Annotated in this window: 14 protein-coding genes; 7 read left to right on the top strand and 7 right to left on the bottom strand. The window is 70.2% G+C overall.

Annotation, left to right across the window (positions count from 1 at the left end):
• Nucleotides 1-86 precede the first annotated feature (86 nt).
• Nucleotides 87-1610, top strand: coding sequence for an amino acid permease (locus tag JIX56_RS10315; protein WP_257539255.1), 1524 nt, complete (start codon nt 87-89; stop codon nt 1608-1610).
• A 179-nt stretch (nt 1611-1789) separates the two neighbouring features.
• Here JIX56_RS10315 and JIX56_RS10310 read toward each other — a convergent pair whose 3' ends face one another.
• The 4 genes from JIX56_RS10310 to JIX56_RS10295 all read right to left on the bottom strand — a co-directional run bounded on the left by JIX56_RS10310 (nt 1790) and on the right by JIX56_RS10295 (nt 5732).
• Complete coding sequence (locus JIX56_RS10310; RefSeq protein WP_257539253.1) at nt 1790-2371, bottom strand: NADPH-dependent FMN reductase; 582 nt, start codon at nt 2369-2371, stop codon at nt 1790-1792.
• A gap of 125 nt (nt 2372-2496) precedes the next feature.
• Nucleotides 2497-2697, bottom strand: a complete 201-nt coding sequence (locus tag JIX56_RS10305; protein WP_257539244.1) for a hypothetical protein — start codon at nt 2695-2697, stop codon at nt 2497-2499.
• Nucleotides 2698-2999: 302 nt separating this feature from the next.
• Nucleotides 3000-4217, bottom strand: a complete 1218-nt coding sequence (metK, locus tag JIX56_RS10300) for a methionine adenosyltransferase (RefSeq protein ID WP_257539243.1) — start codon at nt 4215-4217, stop codon at nt 3000-3002.
• A gap of 285 nt (nt 4218-4502) precedes the next feature.
• The gene (locus JIX56_RS10295; protein WP_257539234.1) at nt 4503-5732 is read right to left on the bottom strand and encodes a nucleotide disphospho-sugar-binding domain-containing protein; all 1230 of its coding nucleotides are present in this window, start codon (nt 5730-5732) and stop codon (nt 4503-4505) included.
• A gap of 206 nt (nt 5733-5938) precedes the next feature.
• Here JIX56_RS10295 and JIX56_RS10290 point away from each other — a divergent pair, with 206 nt between their 5' ends.
• The 6 genes from JIX56_RS10290 (at nt 5939) to rfbA (ending at nt 12132) form a co-directional block, all read left to right on the top strand.
• Nucleotides 5939-6853 (top strand): NADP-dependent oxidoreductase, encoded by a 915-nt coding sequence (locus JIX56_RS10290; protein ID WP_257539232.1) that lies wholly within the window; start codon nt 5939-5941, stop codon nt 6851-6853.
• Between the two features lie 52 nt (nt 6854-6905).
• A complete protein-coding gene (locus tag JIX56_RS10285) occupies nt 6906-8342 on the top strand; it encodes a DHA2 family efflux MFS transporter permease subunit (protein ID WP_257539230.1) in 1437 nt (478 codons plus the stop codon).
• Nucleotides 8343-8408: 66 nt separating this feature from the next.
• Nucleotides 8409-8714: an alcohol dehydrogenase catalytic domain-containing protein gene (locus tag JIX56_RS10280; protein WP_257539228.1), complete on the top strand. Its 306-nt coding sequence runs from the start codon at nt 8409-8411 to the stop codon at nt 8712-8714.
• Nucleotides 8711-9865 carry a nucleotide disphospho-sugar-binding domain-containing protein gene (locus JIX56_RS10275; protein WP_257539226.1) on the top strand — a complete coding sequence of 385 codons (1155 nt, stop codon included), beginning with the start codon at nt 8711-8713 and terminating at the stop codon, nt 9863-9865. Before JIX56_RS10280 ends, JIX56_RS10275 begins: the two co-directional genes overlap by 4 nt.
• Before the next feature lie 172 nt (nt 9866-10037).
• The gene (locus tag JIX56_RS10270) at nt 10038-11057 is read left to right on the top strand and encodes a hypothetical protein (protein WP_257539217.1); all 1020 of its coding nucleotides are present in this window, start codon (nt 10038-10040) and stop codon (nt 11055-11057) included.
• A gap of 127 nt (nt 11058-11184) precedes the next feature.
• A complete protein-coding gene (gene rfbA, locus JIX56_RS10265) occupies nt 11185-12132 on the top strand; it encodes a glucose-1-phosphate thymidylyltransferase RfbA (protein WP_257539215.1) in 948 nt (315 codons plus the stop codon).
• Nucleotides 12133-13014: 882 nt separating this feature from the next.
• On the opposite strand, the gene JIX56_RS10260 is transcribed toward rfbA, so the two are convergent.
• The 3 genes from JIX56_RS10260 to JIX56_RS10250 form a co-directional block, all read right to left on the bottom strand.
• Nucleotides 13015-14172, bottom strand: a complete 1158-nt coding sequence (locus JIX56_RS10260; protein ID WP_257539213.1) for a glycosyltransferase — start codon at nt 14170-14172, stop codon at nt 13015-13017.
• Nucleotides 14173-14305: 133 nt separating this feature from the next.
• Nucleotides 14306-15616, bottom strand: a complete 1311-nt coding sequence (locus JIX56_RS10255) for an MFS transporter (RefSeq protein ID WP_257539209.1) — start codon at nt 15614-15616, stop codon at nt 14306-14308.
• 188 nt (nt 15617-15804) lie between these two features.
• Nucleotides 15805-16173 (bottom strand): NTP pyrophosphohydrolase, encoded by a 369-nt coding sequence (locus JIX56_RS10250; protein WP_257539199.1) that lies wholly within the window; start codon nt 16171-16173, stop codon nt 15805-15807.
• Nucleotides 16174-16219 lie beyond the last annotated feature (46 nt).

Genomic DNA, 16219 nt, shown 5'->3' with positions numbered 1-16219 from the left:
TCCCCCAGTCTCGGCTTCGCTCGACCGGGGACCCCCATGGCCCCCTCTGGACCACGTCGAGGACGAAAAGCGTGGGAGGTACGCCTGTGAGCAGCACACTCTTCCGGACGAAGAAGGTCGAGCAGTCCATCCTCGATACCGAGGAACCAGAGCACGCGCTCAAGAAATCCTTGTCCGCGCTGGATCTGACGGTATTCGGTGTCGGTGTCATCATCGGCACCGGCATCTTCGTCCTCACCGGCACGGTGGCCAAGAACAACGCCGGTCCCGCCGTCGCCCTCGCCTTCGTCGTGGCCGGCGTCGTCTGCGCGCTCGCCGCCCTGTGCTACGCGGAGTTCGCGTCCACGGTCCCGGTCGCCGGCTCCGCGTACACCTTCTCGTACGCCTCCCTCGGGGAGCTGCCCGCCTGGATCATCGGCTGGGACCTGGTGCTGGAGTTCGCGCTGGGGACGGCGGTGGTGGCGGTCGGCTGGTCCGGGTACATCCATTCGCTGTTGGAGAACGCGGGCTGGGAGCTGCCCGCGGCGCTCGGCACGAGAGACGGGGCCGACGGCTTCGGCTTCGACATCCTCGCCGCCGTGCTCGTCCTGGTGCTCACCGCCATCCTTGTGCTCGGCACCAAGCTCTCCGCACGGGTCACCTCGCTCGTCGTCGCCATCAAGGTGACCGTCGTCCTCACCGTGATCATCGCGGGCGCCTTCTTCGCCAAGGGCGACAACTACGACCCGTTCATCCCCGACGCGCAGGAGGTACCGGCGGGCGAGAGCCTCCAGGCACCGCTCATCCAGCTGATGTTCGGCTGGGCGCCCTCCAACTTCGGCGTGATGGGCATCTTCACGGCCGCCTCCGTCGTCTTCTTCGCGTTCATCGGCTTCGACGTCGTCGCCACGGCCGCCGAGGAGACCAAGAACCCGCAGCGCGACATGCCCCGCGGCATCCTCGGCTCCCTCTTCATCTGCACCGCGCTGTACGTGGCGGTGTCGATCGTCGTGACCGGTATGCAGCACTACACCGAGCTGTCCGTGACCGCGCCGCTCGCCGACGCCTTCAAGGCCACCGGGCACCCGTGGTTCGCGGGCTTCATCAGCTTCGGCGCCGCCGTCGGCCTGACGACCGTGTGCATGATCCTGCTGCTCGGCCAGACCCGCGTCTTCTTCGCGATGAGCCGCGACGGACTGCTGCCGCGCTTCTTCTCCCGCGTCCACCCCCGGTTCAAGACCCCGCACCGGCCGACCATCCTGCTCGGCGTGGTCATCGCGGTCCTCGCGGGCTTCACGCCGCTGAGCGAGCTGGCCGAGCTGGTGAACATCGGCACGCTGTTCGCCTTCGTGGTCGTCGCGATCGGCGTCATCATCCTTCGCAGGTCCCGCCCCGACCTGCACCGGGCGTTCCGCACCCCGTGGGTGCCGTTCATCCCGATCCTGTCGGTGTGCGCCTCGCTGTGGCTGATGCTCAACCTGCCCACCGAGACCTGGCTGCGCTTCGCCGGCTGGATGGCCGCCGGCTTCGTCGTCTACTTCTTCTACGGCCGCTCGCACAGCCGCCTCGGACGCCATGAGGAGACCAGGGCGGGCGACGTCATCGAGCCGCCGGGCCGCGACGCCGAGTAGTCGCCTCCCCGGAACCAACTCGACTTTCCGGCCCCGCATGTTCCACTTCCAGGGGGACCGCGGGGCCGGACAGCCGGGTGGGGTACGGACTTCGTAACCCACCGGCAGAGTGACGGAGCCGTCCGGCCCCGTGCTCACGGGGCCACGCCGCGTGCGGATCGCCCTGTCCCAGGGCCTGCTCAGCCGGCGTACGGGGTCTTCGTGCGCGCTTCCCGGAGGGCGTTGCCCCACCAGATGAGCTGGTCGAGCAGGGCCTTGGCGGCCGCGGGAGCGGCGTCGTTGGTGGTCTGGCCGTCCTCGCCGAACTGCTCCCAGGCGTTGGTGAGGGTGACCACGTCACGCACGGTCGTGGCGTGCAGCTCGGCGCAGACGGTGCGCAGGTGCTCCACGGCCCGGGAGCCGCCGGCCTGTCCGCCGTACGACACGAAGCCGACCGGTTTGGCGTGCCACTCCTTGTCGGTCCAGTCGAGCAGGTTCTTCAACGAGGCCGGGTAGCTGTGGTTGTACTCCGGGGTGACCACGGCGAACGCCTCTGCCCGGGCGAGGCGATTCGTCACCTCGGTGAGGACCTGCTGCACTGCCGGGGCGGGCTCCATGGAGATGACCAAGGGCAACTCGTGCTCGGCGAGGTCGATCATCTCCACGGTCACACCGGTGTGCTGACGCGCGATTCCCGCGAACCACTCGGCGATCGTGCTTCCGAAGCGGCCTTCACGCGTGCTGCCGATGATCACGGCGAGGCGGACAGGGGTATTGAGCATCTCTGACTCCTGGAAAGAGTGAGTGGGGGCGATGGGCATGCCACAGGGACGGCCGTCCTGGCCGTGGCGGTGCGGTGGATCGTTCATGCGGGGCGAGAAGGCCCTTGTACGCCCACGATTCAGCCTCAACCATGGTTGAGGTCAAGCACTCGGTCAGTCGCCTGCGTACAACGCCGGGGCAGCACACCGGCGTCGCTGGCGACGGTGACGATCCGGCCGGTCTTGTCGGCGACCATCGTGCGGACCGAGGACTCGTCCGTCATGTCGCCGGACGCCACGAGGACGCGCTCACGGTGGGCGCCCGCCGGCGCGGCGGTGGCCTCCAACTCGACGCGGCCACGGGACGAGCGACACTCGCGCGCCCGCCTCGGGGAGGGTGAGCGCGATGTGCCGTCCGGTCCCGCGTCCGGCGCCGGTCACCGGCGCTACTTGATTCGGCCAGGTCCGTCAGGATGCCTCCCTTCGCGTTGGTCGGAGCCGCCCCCCGCCGGTGCCGCGCTGAGGACACCTCGGCCGGGCGGGTTCGCATCGTGCGCGCCGCGTCAGGTCCGTACATCGCGTCGACCCTCGCCACGAGGTCCGTGGCGAGGAGCCCACGCGGTTCCGGGATGGAACCCGGCCCAGACGGTCAGCCGAGCCCGCAGGCCCTGCGCAGGGCCTCGACGCGGTCGGTGCGCTCCCAGGTGAAGTCGGGCAGCTCGCGGCCGAAGTGGCCGTACGCGGCGGTCTGGCCGTAGATGGGGCGGAGGAGGTCCAGGTCGCGGATGATGGCCGCCGGACGCAGGTCGAACACCTCGCTGATCGCCTTCTCGATCCGGTCCGTGTCGATCGTGTGCGTGCCGAAGGTCTCGACGAAGAGGCCGACGGGCTCGGCCTTGCCGATGGCGTAGGCGACCTGGACCTCGCAGCGCGTGGCGAGGCCCGCCGCGACGACGTTCTTGGCGACCCAGCGCATCGCGTACGCCGCCGAACGGTCGACCTTGGACGGGTCCTTGCCGGAGAAGGCGCCGCCGCCGTGCCGGGCCATGCCGCCGTAGGTGTCGATGATGATCTTGCGTCCGGTGAGGCCGGCGTCGCCCATCGGACCGCCGATCTCGAAGCGTCCGGTCGGGTTGACCAGCAGGCGGTAGCCGTCGGTCTCCAGCTTGATGCCGTCCTCCGGGAGTGCGGCGAGGACGGGCTCGATCACGAACCGGCGGATGTCCGGGGTCAGTTGCGCGTCCAGGTCGATGGCGCTCGCGTGCTGGGAGGAGACCACGACCGTGTCGAGGCGGACCGCCTTGTCGCCGTCGTACTCGACGGTGACCTGCGTCTTGCCGTCCGGGCGCAGGTAGGGGACCGAGCCGTCCTTGCGGACCTCGGACAGGCGGCGAGAGAGGCGGTGCGCGAGGTGGATCGGGAGCGGCATCAGCTCCCGGGTCTCGTCGCAGGCGTAGCCGAACATCAGGCCCTGGTCGCCCGCGCCCTGCCTGTCCAGCTCGTCTCCTTCGGCGGCACCTTCGACTCGCGTCTCGTACGCGGTGTCGACGCCCTGGGCGATGTCGGGAGACTGTGAGCCGATCGACACGGACACCCCGCAGGAAGCCCCGTCGAAGCCCTTCGCCGAGGAGTCGTAGCCGATCTCCAGGATCTTCTCTCGGACGAGCCGCGCGACGGGTGCGTATGCCTTCGTGGTGACCTCGCCGGCCACGTGCACCAGGCCGGTCGTGATCAGTGTCTCGACGGCGACCCGGGATGTCGGGTCCTCGCGCAGCAGCGCGTCGAGGATGGTGTCGCTGATCTGGTCGGCGATCTTGTCGGGGTGGCCCTCGGTCACGGACTCCGAGGTGAACAGACGACGGGACATTGCTCTCCAAGTGGTTCGGACGTGAGCGGGGGTCAACGCCCCCTGTGGGTGCCCTGATCGGTCACCGGGGCGGGTCGGACGGGCCGGACAGGACGACGGGGCGGCGGGCGGGAACTCCTCGAAGGTCGGGGACTTGACCTCAATCGGAGTTGAGGTTCAAGACTTCCCCTTGATGTCCGCCGGCCCCGTCAACACCCCCTGGGGAACGCGCGGTTGCCGACTCGCCGCAAGGAGGCCGAATTGACCGACGACTGCTTCGTCCGCGCCCTCGGAGGTGGCCGCAGATCACCCCCGTCGGGTGAGGCGCAGAAGCCGAGGCACCATCTGGTCGGGGCCCGGCAGCCGGGCGAGTTCCGCGGCCACGGTGCGTGCGGAGGACCGCAGATCGGCGTCGTGCACCAGTGTCTTCAGTACGGTGGAGTCGACGTCCGTGGGCTCCATGCTCAGTCCCATTCCGCTTCCCGTGATGATGTCCGCGTTGATCCAGCTGTCGGCGCCGTGCGGCATGGCCAGCTGGGGAACCCCGGCGTGCGCCGCCGCCAGCGTGGTTCCCGCGCCGCCGTGGTGAATGATCGCGTCACAGGTGGTCAGCAGCGTGCTCAGCGGGGTCCGGCCGACGACGCGAACGTTGCCGGGCAGTCTGCCGATGGCTTCGAGGCCGGGGTTGTCACCGAGCGAGAGGACGCACTCCGCGTCCACGTCGGCCGCGGCGTTCAGGATGCTCCGCAGGCCGCCGGCTCCCGCCCCGTACGGGACGGTTGTGCCGAGCGTGACGCAGAGCCGGGGGCGCTGCCTGGGTGTGGCCATCCAGTCGGGGAGCGTGCCGCCGCCGTGGAAGGGAACGGAACGCATCGACCAGCCCTCGCCCTCGCCGCGCATCATGTGCTGCGGGGCGAAGTGGACGGCGGTGATGTCCGGCAACTCGGCGGGCACGCCCAAGCGTTCGTACACGGGCTTGAGGTGGGGCAGGAAGCGCTGCGGCATCGTGCCCTCGCGCAGGAAGCTGAATCCGTGCTCGACCGCCGGTACACCCAGGGCACGCGCGGTGACCAGGGCCGCTCCCTGGAGCCGGGAGTACACGATCAGATCCGGCTGCCAGGCCTCCGCGAAGCGCAGGGTGCCCTCCACCATGAGGTCGCTGACCCTGGAGAACTTCTCGAGGATGACCTCCGGGGTCCGCAGGGACGTGGCGACGGCGAGCCCTCCCTCGCGCATGGCCCTGGCCCGCTCCTCGGGCCTGCCGACCCTGGGGAAGACCGCCTCGAAGTCGACGCCGGGGGAGACCTCACGGACCGCGAAGCCCGCGTGGGCCGCGGCCCGCGTGGAGACCCCGGACGTGGCGACCACGACATCGTGTCCCGCGGTGCGGAAACCCCACGCGAGCCCCGAGGCCGGATACAGGTGGTCGAGCCCCGGGGAGACGGAGAAGAGCACACGCATCGCGATGACCTCGATCCCAGGAAATCCGGCGAACGACCACCGCTGCCGACGGTCGGCCCAGACTGTGGACCGCACAGCTCGAGACAGGCTCGAATGCCGGCTGACCGGTCGGCCTCCCCGGGCGGGCGTGCAGAGGGCCGACAGCCCGTGTCACCTGGCGTCAAGCAGCGGTCGAGGCAACCTCGAGACGCTTGCGTGACCTTCGCAGCGCCGTCGGTCGGTGTCGCGAGGCCTATTGAAATGTCCCGATTCCACGTACCAGCGAATGTGAAGTGATCGCAATGAAGGCTGCAGCATTGTCCTCGTTCGGCGGACCTGAGGTCCTGACGCTGACCGATGTCGCCGAGCCCCAGGCCGGCCCTGGCCAGGTGCGTGTTCGCGTGAAGGCGGCCGGTGTCCAGCACTTCGACACCGGTATCCGGCAGGGCTGGGCGCCCCCGTCCGTCGACCTCAGCTTCCCCGTCGTCCCCGGCAACGAGTTCGCCGGCGTCGTCGACCAGGTGGGCGAGGGGGTCACCGGCTTCCCCGAGGGTTCCGAGGTCCTGGGGTACACGACCCTGGGCTCGTACGCCGAGTACGTCGTGGCGCCCGCGGACCAGATCGTGCACAAGCCCAAGAGCATGCCCTGGGACATCGCGGCCGGCTTCTCGGCCAATGGCCAGGGCGCCCACATGTGCCTGCAGGCAATGAAGGTGGGGCCGGGCGACACGGTGCTGATCCACGCGGCGGCCGGCGCCCTCGGCACCTTCTCGGTGCAACTGGCCCAGGCCTGGGGCGCCACCACTGTCATCGGCACCGCGAGCGAGGCCAACCACGAGTATCTGCGCTCGATCGGCGCCGTTCCGGTGACGTACGGCGAGGGGCTCGTCGAGCGGGTCAGGGCCCTCGCACCGAACGGTGTGGACGCCGCGATGGACAACGCGGGCCCCGACGCGCTTCGGGCCTCGGTCGAGCTGGTCAAGGACAAGAACCGCATCCGGACCATGATCTCCGACGAGGCCGCGGCGGAGCTCGGCGTGCCGGCTCTGGGGCCCGGCCGGTCGGTCGAGCGCCTGCTGGAGCTCATCGAGATCTACGAGCAGGGCAAGATCCGCCTGCACATCCGCAACGCCTATCCGCTCGACCGGGCCGCCGACGCGCACCGGGACCTGGAAACCGGTCACGGGCGCGGAAAGCTGGTTCTCACCGTCGCCTGATGGGCCTTCGCCCCGCGCGGCGGTAATTCGACGGAAAGGAAGTCAGGACACCATGGCGCCGGAACTCACGTCGACGGGTGTCGGTACGGCGCAGAGGGAACCCGGTCTGTCGGCGCTCGGCTGCGTCGTCATTCTGGGCACTATTGTGGCCGCGATCGACGGCACCGTCATGGTGGTGGCCATCGACGCCATGGGAAAAGATTTCTCGGCATCGGCTCGGGCCATTCAATGGGTCACCGGCGCCTATCTCCTGGCCACGTGTGCGGCCATTCCGGTCTCCGGGTATTTGGTCGACCGATTCGGTGCCCGGACGGTATGGCTCCTTTCACTGGTCTCCTTTCTGGCTTCCGTGGTGCTGTGCGGTATCGCCTGGTCGCCGGCGAGCCTCATTCTCTTCCGCGTGATTCAGGGGTTCTCCGGCGGCCTCATCGGTATGGTCGCCACGGTTGTGCTGACCCGGGCGGCCGGTCCGGAGCGGGCCGGCCGCGCGTTCGGCGCCGTGGCGGTGCCCTCCATGCTCGCGCCGGTTCTCGGCCCCGTGGCGGCCGGCGCGGTCATCGACATGGCCAGTTGGCGATGGCTCTTCTTCGGGCAGTTGCCCCTCCTCGTCATCGCCCTGGTCGCGGCTCTCGCTGTCCTGCCGCGCGACACCGTGGACCGCGCGGCGCGCCTCGACGTGAAGGGACTGCTGCTCGTCACCCCCGGCCTTGCGGCCCTTGTGTACGGGCTCGCGGAGATCGCCGCTGTCGACCCGGGCGGTTCCACCGAAACCTTCGGTGTCGTCACGGACGCGGGGTTCGCAGTCGTCGGAATTCTCCTGACAGCCGCATTTGCCAGACATGCGCTGAGGCGTCGTGCGGATACGCTGATCGATCTTACCCTGTTCGCAAACAGGGGATTTTCGGTCGCCATCGTGCTGCTCTTCGTAGTAGGTTTCCTCCTGTACGGTCTGCTTTTCCTGATACCTCTCTACTATCAGCAGGTCGTCGGTCTCCGTGCGACGGCTGCGGGTACGCTCCTCGCACCACAAGGTGCCGGGATGGGTATAGCGGCGATATTCGTCGGCTCGCTGACCGATCGATTCGGGGCCCGGCCGATCGTGTGGTGCGGTCTGGTGCTCACCACCGTGGGCACGGTTCCGTTCGCCCTCTCCGGTGCGGAACCCGACGATCTGCTCCTCGGCACCGCGCTGGCGCTGCGCGGCATGGGTCTCGCCTCCATCTCGATCCCATTGTCGGCCTCTCTGTACAAGAGCGACCTGCCGCAAGAGGCGATTCCGCACATCACCACGGTCAGTGCCGTCGCGCAGCGCGTCGGCGGCGCGATGGGCGGGGCCATGGCCGCGGTGAGTCTGCAGCTGATGTCCGAGCCGGGCAGGGAGTTCGACGGACCGGCGTTCACCACCACGTTCTGGTGGATGACCGGTCTGCTGCTCGTGCCCTTGGCGCTCGTCCCGCTGCTGCCCCGCAGGGCCGGGCCCGAGGCCTGAACCGGAAGTCGGCAGCGCCGTCCACCCCGGATGTCCATCACTGCACCAGCGCGAGAAAGGAACACCATGAGAGCAGCGGCAGTTATGTCGTTCGGCCCGCCGGAGATGTTGCGGATGTGCGAGTTGGAGGCGCCGACCGCGGGCCCCGGCGAGGTGCGGGTCCGGGTCAAGGTCGCCGGCGTCCAACCCTTCGACGCGGCCATCCGCAGGGGCTGGACACCGCCGTTCCTCGCGGCGAAGCTGCCTGTGGTGCCGGGGAACGAGTTCGCCGGGATCGTCGACCAGCTCGGTGACAGGGTGACCGGTGTCGAGACCGGCACGGAGGTCATCGGCTTCAAAAAGATAGTCGTCGTCGTAGACCCCTCGGCATGAGGTGCCTCTTCGTCATCGAAGGCGGTGCCGGTGCCGTCCTGCCGCTGGTTCCGCTGGCGCAGGCCCTGCGGAGCGCCGGACACGAAGTGATCGCCGCCACGCACGCGGAATCCATGCCGAGCATGCTCGGCGCCGGTATTCCCGCCGTCGCGGCGCCCCGTAAGTCGCCCAAGGACTACCGCGTCGTACGGGACGGACAACTCGTACCGCTGACCGGTGACAAGGACGAGCGGGCGGTCGTCCTGGGGACGATCGGGGCGAGCATCGCGGTCGACAGCCGACGCGAACTCCTGGACACGGCGCGCCAGTGGCGTCCGGACCTCATCGTCGGCGGCCCGCTGGCCTATGCCGCGCCCCTGCTGTCGGTGGACCTGGAAATCCCGTACGTAGCCGTCGAGTTCGGCTTTGCCGAACCGCTCAACTGGCACCTGGCCACCGTCGAGGAGCTGGCCCGGCAGGGCTTCGGTGAGCTGCCCGAGCCGGCCTGTCGCCTCATCCTGTGCCCGGAGAGCATCCGCCCTGCCGACGGGCCGATACGCTACCTGCCCGGTCAGCCCCTGCGGTACCTGCCTTACTCCCCGGCCAGGGCGGTGGAGCCCTGGATGTACACCAAGCGCCGTCGGCCCCGCGTGTGGGTCTCCGCGGGCAGCAGGGTGGGCGACGACTACGGGCTCGACCATCTCAGGGGGCTGGTCGACTCGGCCGCGAAACTGGATGTCGAACTCCTCGTGGCCACCCCGGACGGTGTCTCGGAACGGCTGGGCCCGTTGCCCGACAACGCGAGGGTGGGCTGGCTGCCCTTCGACATCCTCGCGCCCACCTGCGACTTGGCGGTTCACCACGGCGGCGGCAGCACGGTGCTCGGTCTGGCGGCCCATGGGGTTCCGCAGGTCGTCATCCCGAGTCTGCCCGAATTCGGGGACTACCTCCTCCCGATGGAGCGCGCCGGTGCCGTCAAGGTGCTCTCCGCCGAGGAGAGCGGGCCGGCCGACCTGCTCCTGACCTGCAAGGACATGCTGTCCGAGACGTCGTACCGGAACTCGGCCGACCGGCTGAGAGCCGAAATGCTCACGGCCCCCACCCCGTCGGCCGTGGTGAACGGGCTGGAAGCCATCGCCACCCGGACCGACACCCCTCTCGGGGGCGACTGATGTACCAGATCGAGAACCAGGCGGAGATCCACGACCTGCGCTACGAGGGCCCGTCCACCTGGCGGCCTTCGCGAAGCACTTCGACGAAGTGACTGGCCGTTGAGTACCTGCGCAACGGACGTCAACAAACGCCCAACGGGGGATAATGATGGGAAAAAGCCGCATCACAGTGGTGACCGCGATCGCCGCGGCACTTGTCAGCGCGTCCATGACCGCACCGACGGTCGCCGCACAGCAGAAGAGTGCGGACCTGCGGAAGAGTTACACCGTCCTGAACACTCTGCCCGGCGGTACGTCCAACAGGGCGTTCTTCGTCAACGAAAGCGGGATCGTCGTCGGTGACTCCGACACGTCCACCGAAGCGAACCACGCCGTGCTGTGGAACCGCGGCGGCGCGACAACCGATCTCGGTGTGCTGCCAGGAGACGACTCCAGCACCGCTTTCTCGGTGAACAGCGGCGATACGGCCATCGTCGGCCGTTCGACCGGCACGATCGAGCGCGCGGTGAAGTGGGACCGGAACCGGAGGATCGTGGAACTGCCGGGACCCGCGGGCGCCGTCAGGACGAGGGCGTACTCGGTCAACAACAGCCGGATCGCCGTGGGCTTCTCGATCGACGCGAACGGAAACTGGAGTGCGCTGCGGTGGAGTGCCGAGGGCAAGGTGTCCGAGCTTCCGGGGCTGGCCGGGGACACGTCCGTCGGGGCCACGTGGATCAACAACCGCGGCGTCTCCGTGGGCGGTTCGAGTGCATCCGACGGGTTGAACCACGCGGTCCGGTGGGAAGCCAACGGCACCGTCGAGCAGCTTCCGGCCCTGCCGGGGCACGGCGACAGCGCCGCGACGTCCATCAACGACCAGGGCATCGCGGTCGGCGCCTCGGGCGTGGACCTCGACTCCCCCTCCCGGGCGGTGAAATGGACGAACGACGGCGTCGTCACCGCACTCGGCGCACTCCCGGGCGAAACGGCGAGCAACGCCCTGGCGATCAGCAACACCGGTTACGCGGTGGGCTACTCGGTCAACGCCCAGGGCCGGCACCGCCCTGTGCAGTGGGCGCCGGACGGCACGGCGACGCCGTTGACCGCGCCGCCGGGCGTCGGCGACGCGTATGCGATCGCCACGGACGGCACCGTCGTCGGTGTCGTGACCCCCACCGGCGGGTCGACGCGCGCGGCACAGTGGCGGTGACAAGCGCCACCGCCCGGGCTTGAGACACCTTCGACCGCCGTGCCGCAGCATCGGGCCCAACAGGTGAGTAAGCGAGCGCATGGTCTCGTTCCCGCGGGACACGTGCCACGGCGTACGAGGTGTCAGCGTGAAGGGAATCATCCTGGCCGGCGGCAGCGGGACGCGGCTGCACCCCATCACTCTCGGGGTGTCCAAGCAGCTGCTGCCGGTCTACGACAAGCCCATGGTCTACTACCCGCTCTCGGTGCTCATGCTGGCCGGGATCCGGGACATCCTCATCATCTCCTCGCCGGTAGACCTGCCCCACTTCCGCAGGCTGCTCGGCGACGGAGGTGACCTGGGACTGCGTATCACCTACGAGGTGCAGCCCGAGCCGCGCGGTCTCGCCGAGGCCTTTGTCATCGGCGCCGACCACGTCGGCGACGATCCGGTCGCACTGGTCCTCGGCGACAACGTGTTCCACGGGCCCGGGTTCTCGCGGATCCTGCGCAGTCGACTGCCGCACACCGACGGCTGTGTGCTCTTCGGATACCCGGTGCGCAGCCCCGAGCACTACGGCGTCGGCGAGGCGGACGAGAACGGCAGGCTGATCTCCCTGGAGGAGAAGCCGCCGCGGCCACGCTCCAACCGGGCCATCACGGGCCTGTACCTCTACGACAACGACGTGGTCTCCATCGCCCGCGGGCTCGCCCCGTCGCCGCGTGGCGAGCTGGAGATCACCGACGTGAACATCGAGTATCTACGGCGCGGCAAGGCGCACCTGGTGGATCTGGGCCGCGGGTTCGCCTGGCTGGACACGGGAACGCACGACTCGCTGCTCGAGGCCTCGCACTACATCCAGACCATCGAGCACCGCCAGGGCGTACGCGTCGCCTGCGTCGAGGAAGTGGCCCTGCGGATGGGGTTCATCGACGCGGACCAGTGTCACCGCCTCGGCTCCGCGCTCGCCAAGTCGGGCTACGGCCAGTACGTCATGGACGTGGCCGAGTCGGTGCGCTCGGCGGGCCGCGGCGCGGAGGCCGGGGGAACCCTGGCGGGGGCGGGCAGCCGCGGGATCGCACCGGGCACGTCCTGAGTCCGGGAGCGGGGCGCGGGCACCCCCGCCTCGACGCGCTTCTCCAGCCGGCCCAGGACCCGCCCGACTCGGCGCCGGGTTCCCGCCGGACGAACGCCCTCGCCCCGTCGCCGCCCTTGCGGCCGGCCAGGAGCCGGCCCCTCCGCTCGGGCGCGGGTACTCGTCACCGAGCCCCGTCCGCACCGGCGGACAGGGCGTGCGCATCCGAGGCGTGGCCCAAGCTCGGCAGGGTCGGGCCCTGCGACGTGTAGGCCGAGGGCGCGCGGGTCCACGTCGCGGAGCCGCTCACGCCCCGCACGCACGATGGCGTTCCCGGCGGCGACGAAGCCGAAAGGAGGGCAGGACGACCTGGGCCGGCGGCATCGAGGTCCCGTGACCCGACGGCCGGGACATGGCCCGCCGTACCGGTGTCCAGGAAGATCACGTACTCGGCGCCGACGCCGGCCCGCTCGGCGGGCGCTGCCTCGAATGCCGTGGTACGTGGCCCGTGCCCCGCCGGACCGGTCGTGTTGCCGACGAAGCCGGTGACCGTCACCTCGCGGCCGAGCGCCGCGACCTGTCGCCGAAGACCTCGGCCACGGCACCCGGTTCCTCCGGGCCGACCCGGTGCCGGGCCTCGAGCGAAGCCCGAGACCGGCGCCGGGTACCGTTCCACGATCGCCGGGGGCCGGCCGCAGGACACCAGCGAGGCTTGCCGCGCTGCGCCCACCTGCCGCCGAGCCGCGATCCAGCGGAGCAGCCCTTCGCGGCGTGACGGGCGCAGGGGAACCACCCGGTGCCGTGGCGTGACCGCCGACACCGCGGTCGTGTGGTTCGACGTCATCGACATCGCCTCCACCGCGGGGCGCAGGGCGCGTCGGGGTCCGCCGATCCGGGAAAGGCTCAGGTAGCGGGTGTGCCGGGCCGAGCCGCGTGCGTGGCGGCCAGCCGCTCGATCCTGCCCACCAGATCGACCGGGCTCGGCGCCGTGAGGGCCTCGGCCCGCAGAACTTGGGCGGCCTTCTGGTGGCCGGGGTCGCCGAGCATCTCCTCGGCCGTGGAGGCGACGGCGTCCACAGTGGCCTCCGCGAGCGGGATCATACGCGCCGCGCCGGTACCGGCGAGCCGCTGCGCGTAGCCCACCAGGTCCGGCATGAAGGGAACGACCAGCTGGGGGACCGCGTGGACGACACAGGTCAGCGTGGCTCCGCCGGCCTGGTGGATCGCCAGGTCGCAGGTGGGTGCCACGACGTCGAGGGGGATCCATCCGGCGCGCACCCCCGGGGGCAGCGGCCCGAGGTGGGGCACCACGGACTCCGGTACGGCGACCAGCAGTTCGGCATCCAGACAGGCGGCGCCGGCCACCAGCGACCGGAGGAAATCGAGGGAGTAGCTCGGGCTCACGCGGCTGCCCGCGGTCACCAGGACCCTGGGACGGTCGCCTCTCGCGTACGCCCAGTCCTCCACCGTACGCGCGGTGTTGTACGGCACGTGCCGCATGGCCAGCGCGGGCCGCGCACCGGGATACCGGATGCTGTGCGGGCACAGCGTCAGGGCGAGCTGCGGGGCGGGCATCGCCCGCAGGCCCAACTCGGCCAGATCGGGCAGCAGTTCCTCCTCCGCTGCGGCATCCGCGAGCGGCGACTCGCTCATGTCGAGGCCGACTTGCACGTGCGGTACGGAGAGCTCGGCGGCCAGCAGGGGAGCCGCGTACGACTGGGGACTGCTGATCACCACATCCGGGCGCCAGCGGCGCGTCAGTCCCCGCAGTCCCGTGAGGGCATCCGCGGCCATGCGGGCGCCAAGTCGCCCCAACTGCCTTTTTCGTTCGTCGAGTTCGGTGGGGAGCGGGATCAGGTTCCCGTCGTCGTCGGTGGCGAAGGACCGCGGTTCGCGCCAGGCCACGGCAACGCCCGGCAGTCCGGCGTCCGAGACGATCGGCAGGGCGGCGGTGTGCCCGGCCACCAAGACCTCGTGGCCGCCGCTGCGCAAGGCCTGCGTCAGCGGTACGAGGGGGAAGACGGTTCCTTCACCCGCTTCGCACACGAAGAGCGCCCTCATGCCTTTGCCACCTCCGAGTAATTGCCGGTTCCCGATACCGTCGAACGTGCCGGTGAGGCCTTGACATCGACTCGGCGCCTGCTCGAACCACCGCCGGGCACGCGGGTGCCGGAAGCCGGCCCACAGAGGAGTGCTACGACGACGTGACGTCGTCCGAGCTCTTGCGCCCGGCCGCCGCGGCGGCGCCCGCAGAAGCATCGCCGGTGTGGTCTCCGCTGCCGGCCGCGAGCAGCTGGTCGGGAACCGTGAGCTGGCGGATCTGCGGCACGAGCAGCGTGCAGCTCGTCGTCACCACGACCATGATTCCGCAGATCAGCATGGCCGGTCGGGCTCCCACTGCGGCCGAGAGGGGGGCCGCGGCCATCAGCCCGACGGGGCCGATCATGAACGAGCCGAGCGCGTCGTACGCACTCACGCGGGACAGCGCCTCACGCGGGATCTCCCGCTGCATGGTGGTCTCGAACAGAACCCCGAAGACGTTGAAGCCGACGCCCAAGGCGAAAGAGCCCGCGACCACGAGGGCGAGCGGCGCGCTCACGCCGAGCAGCAGTACGGGCACCGCCACCGCGAAGACCATGGGAGTGGCCAGGAGCAGCGGCCGGCGCGGCCGCAGCCGCATGGAGACCGCGACACCGACCAGTGTGCCGACCGACTGCCCGAGGAGCACCAACGACCAGCCCGCCGCGCCGCCCATCTCTTCCTTGGCGATCACGGGACCGAGGACGCCGAAGGCCGCCTGCATCGCCGCGATCACCAGGGAGAACTGGAGCACGGTCACCCACAGCCAGCGTCGGCTCGAGAACTCCCGCCAGCCCTCCCGCAGATCGACGAGGACCGACGTGGTCGCGCCCTTGCGGGGGTTGCGGCCGAGGCGCAGGTTGGCGAGCAGGGTGGCCGATATCAGGAAGCCGAGGGCGTTGACGGCGAGGGCCCAGCCGGCGCCGACCAGTGCGACCATGCCGCCGGCCAGCGCGAGTCCCAGGAGCCGGGCCCCGTTCATGCCGAAACGCAGCAGAGCATTGGCGGTCTGCAGCCGCTCGGCGGCCACCACGTCCGGTACCACGCCGGTGAGTGCCGGGTAGAACAGCGCGAAGGAGGTGCCGACCACGGCGGAGCAGACCATCAGCGCGGGCAGCGGCGCGTGCCCGGTCACGAACATGGCGGCAAGACTCGCGAAGGCCAGCGCCGACACCAGCTCGGCACCCATCATCAGCAGATGTCTGGGCACCCGGTCCGCGATCACGCCGCCGAACAGCATCAGGGCGATCTCGGGGACGGACTGGGCGACGAGTACGGCGGTCAGCGTCGCCGCCGACGCGTCCGGTAAGTCGAGCACACCGAACGCCAGGGCGACAGGACCGAATGCCGATCCGAGGACGGACGTGGTCCGTGCCGTGAACAGCATGGCGAAGCGCTTGTCGCGCAGCAGTGTCAGGTCTTTCATGACGGGAGGCCCTCACAGGGGATCGGCGGAGGAGGTCGCCGAGTGAGGTGCCAACGAGGACCTCGCATCCCGGCGGATACACGGAGTCTCAGACATCAAGCATGGTTGAGGTCAACCCCGGGGCGGTGCTTTCCCGGACAGGACGGCGCCGTGCTCCTCGGCGGCCCGGTGAACATCGCCCGTCGTGCTCAGCGCTCGCCGCGTACCGTCCGCGGGCCCGTCACCTCGGCACCCAACTCCCCAACCCGCCGCCGTAGTTCACGGTCGGCGGTGACGACGAGGGTGGGGCGGTCGTGGCCCTCCTCGGCGACGAGTCGGACGATGCGGTCATCGCCGCTGCCGGGGGCCGCGTCGACCCGTACGCCGGGTACGGACTCCACGCCGCGGGCCGCGCCCTCGACGACCATGACGAGCTCGATGGGCTCGGCTCGGCCGGGAACGCCGTCACGGGCGAGCCGGTCACGCAGACGTTCCGCCGCGCCGCGCCGGTCGCGCCACCAGCCGTCGGGGACGGAGCCGATGACATTCGCGGCGTCGATGATCACGAGGGTCGTCATGGTCCCCATTGTCGTCCTCGCGCCGCCGCGGAGACGAGGGGACGGC

It is taken from the genome of Streptomyces sp. CA-210063, from assembly GCF_024612015.1.
Taxonomy (GTDB): domain Bacteria; phylum Actinomycetota; class Actinomycetes; order Streptomycetales; family Streptomycetaceae; genus Streptomyces.
Note: the sequence above shows the minus strand (reverse complement) of the source record. Positions and strands in the feature narration are given on the sequence as shown.

Excerpts from the sequence above, each read along its gene's own strand:
- JIX56_RS10275 (WP_257539226.1), top strand. The coding sequence starts at position 8,711 with ATGAGGTGCCTCTTCGTCATCGAAGGCGGTGCCGGTGCCGTCCTGCCG.
- JIX56_RS10260 (WP_257539213.1), bottom strand. The coding sequence starts at position 14,172 with ATGAGGGCGCTCTTCGTGTGCGAAGCGGGTGAAGGAACCGTCTTCCCC.
- JIX56_RS10255 (WP_257539209.1), bottom strand. The coding sequence starts at position 15,616 with ATGAAAGACCTGACACTGCTGCGCGACAAGCGCTTCGCCATGCTGTTC.
- JIX56_RS10310 (WP_257539253.1), bottom strand. The coding sequence starts at position 2,371 with ATGCTCAATACCCCTGTCCGCCTCGCCGTGATCATCGGCAGCACGCGT.
- metK (WP_257539243.1), bottom strand. The coding sequence starts at position 4,217 with ATGTCCCGTCGTCTGTTCACCTCGGAGTCCGTGACCGAGGGCCACCCC.
- JIX56_RS10250 (WP_257539199.1), bottom strand. The coding sequence starts at position 16,173 with ATGACGACCCTCGTGATCATCGACGCCGCGAATGTCATCGGCTCCGTC.
- JIX56_RS10290 (WP_257539232.1), top strand. The coding sequence starts at position 5,939 with ATGAAGGCTGCAGCATTGTCCTCGTTCGGCGGACCTGAGGTCCTGACG.
- JIX56_RS10285 (WP_257539230.1), top strand. The coding sequence starts at position 6,906 with ATGGCGCCGGAACTCACGTCGACGGGTGTCGGTACGGCGCAGAGGGAA.
- JIX56_RS10280 (WP_257539228.1), top strand. The coding sequence starts at position 8,409 with ATGAGAGCAGCGGCAGTTATGTCGTTCGGCCCGCCGGAGATGTTGCGG.